1 protein-coding gene is annotated in these 1536 nt (G+C 71.7%); it reads left to right on the top strand.

Features of this window, described 5'->3' with window-relative positions:
• Positions 1-573: 573 nt before the first annotated feature.
• On the top strand, positions 574-1536 hold a 963-nt coding region (locus CCN35_RS21895), incomplete at its 3' end, for a M6 family metalloprotease domain-containing protein (RefSeq protein WP_107501079.1).

Here is a 1536-nt window from a genome sequence, read left to right as displayed (position 1 = left end):
CCTTTCCGCTCCGCCTTCTCCGCCGCGGGACGGCGCGGGGGGCGGCGGCAGCGGTCTGCCCGGCCGCGGGGACCGCGATCTGCTCGGTGCCCGGACACGGAGTGGCGTCACTGTGCGTGACGTTCGGCTGGATGAGGTCTGTCGCGGGCGTCGGCCCTTCGGACGTTCCGCTCACCGCTCGCTCCCGCAGTGCACTTGGTCTTCGTATCGGTCTCGTCGGGGGCCGGTCGGGGGACGAACGGCCCTGCGGCCCGTGTCCGCGCAGGGAAGTGCAAGGAAAGTGTGCCGATCATAGAGGCCGCCGCCGGACCCCTTCCAGCCACTTGCCGGCCTCGCTCCACGACCGATCCCGCAGGTGGATCGCTTCTGTCCACACCTGGACGGGTTCTTCAATCGGCCGATCACTTGTGACGTTCCGTGACCGGGCCGGGGAGGCCGTCTCCCCGGGGCCCGTGCCGGGGTGTCGCGTCGCGGTCTCAGGCCTCTCACCCTTCCGATGCAGATCAACAGGACGTATCCCTACAAATTGGCACAAGCTGGGTTTGGTGTCCTGTGAACCGCCCGGAGGTCCTCGTGCCGCGTCCGCTCCCCCTGAAGGCGCTCGGCCACGACGCCCTCAGGGCGCTCGGCCGGGCGGGAGTGCGCGGAGCGGGCCCCCGGCTGCGCAGCACCGCGGCCGTGTTCACCACCCTGTCGGCGGTCGCCGCCACCTCGATCCTGACCGGGCCGTCCGCCGCCGAACCGTTCGCGGCCTCGCCCTGTGCCCTGCGCCGCACGGAGGTGCACCACTCGGAGGGCCTGGACACCTGGAACACCGCCTATCCCAGGCCCGTCCGGCCGCTCGACGCCGTCCTGGTGTTCCTGTCCTTCCCCGACTCGGAGCCGCTCGTCACCCCGGCCGAGCTCGCCGCCGACCACTTCCCGGCCACCAGCCGGTTCTACGAGCAGGCGTCGTACGGCAGATTCACCCTGCGCCCGCATCCGCTGCGGCGCTGGATCCGGATGCCCAAGCCCTCCACGGCATACGGCCTGCACCGGGACTGGAGCGCCCGGGAACGCGCCGCCTACCTGGACGACGCGCTCGCCGTGGCCGACCCCGAGGTCGACTTCTCGCGCTACGACATCGTCTACCTCGTCGCCGACCCGGACGCGCCCGGCGTCGACTCGGACGCGACGAAGGTCGTCAACCTGGAGACCCCGCTGTGGGCCGACGACACGGGGATCCGGCGGGTGGTGACGGTGTTCGAACGGCATCCGCCGGACCGGCTGGTGCTCGCCCATGAGACCGGGCACGTCTTCGACCTGCCCGACCTGTACCACCGGCCGGCGGACGGCAGGGGCGACTGGGACACCCATGTCGGGGACTGGGATCTGATGGGCAGCCAGTTCGCGCTCTCGCCGGATCTGTTCGCCTGGCACAAGTGGAAGCTCGGGTGGCTGGAGCCGCGCCAGGTGACCTGTGTGCGGAGCATGGGGCCGACCCGGCTGACGCTGGAGCCGGTGGAGGTGGGACCGGCGGGGGCGGCCCCATGCTCC

The organism is Streptomyces thermovulgaris, from assembly GCF_002155915.1.
GTDB classification, from domain to species: Bacteria; Actinomycetota; Actinomycetes; order Streptomycetales; family Streptomycetaceae; genus Streptomyces; species Streptomyces thermovulgaris.
This window is presented reverse-complemented; position numbering and strand designations above follow the sequence as displayed.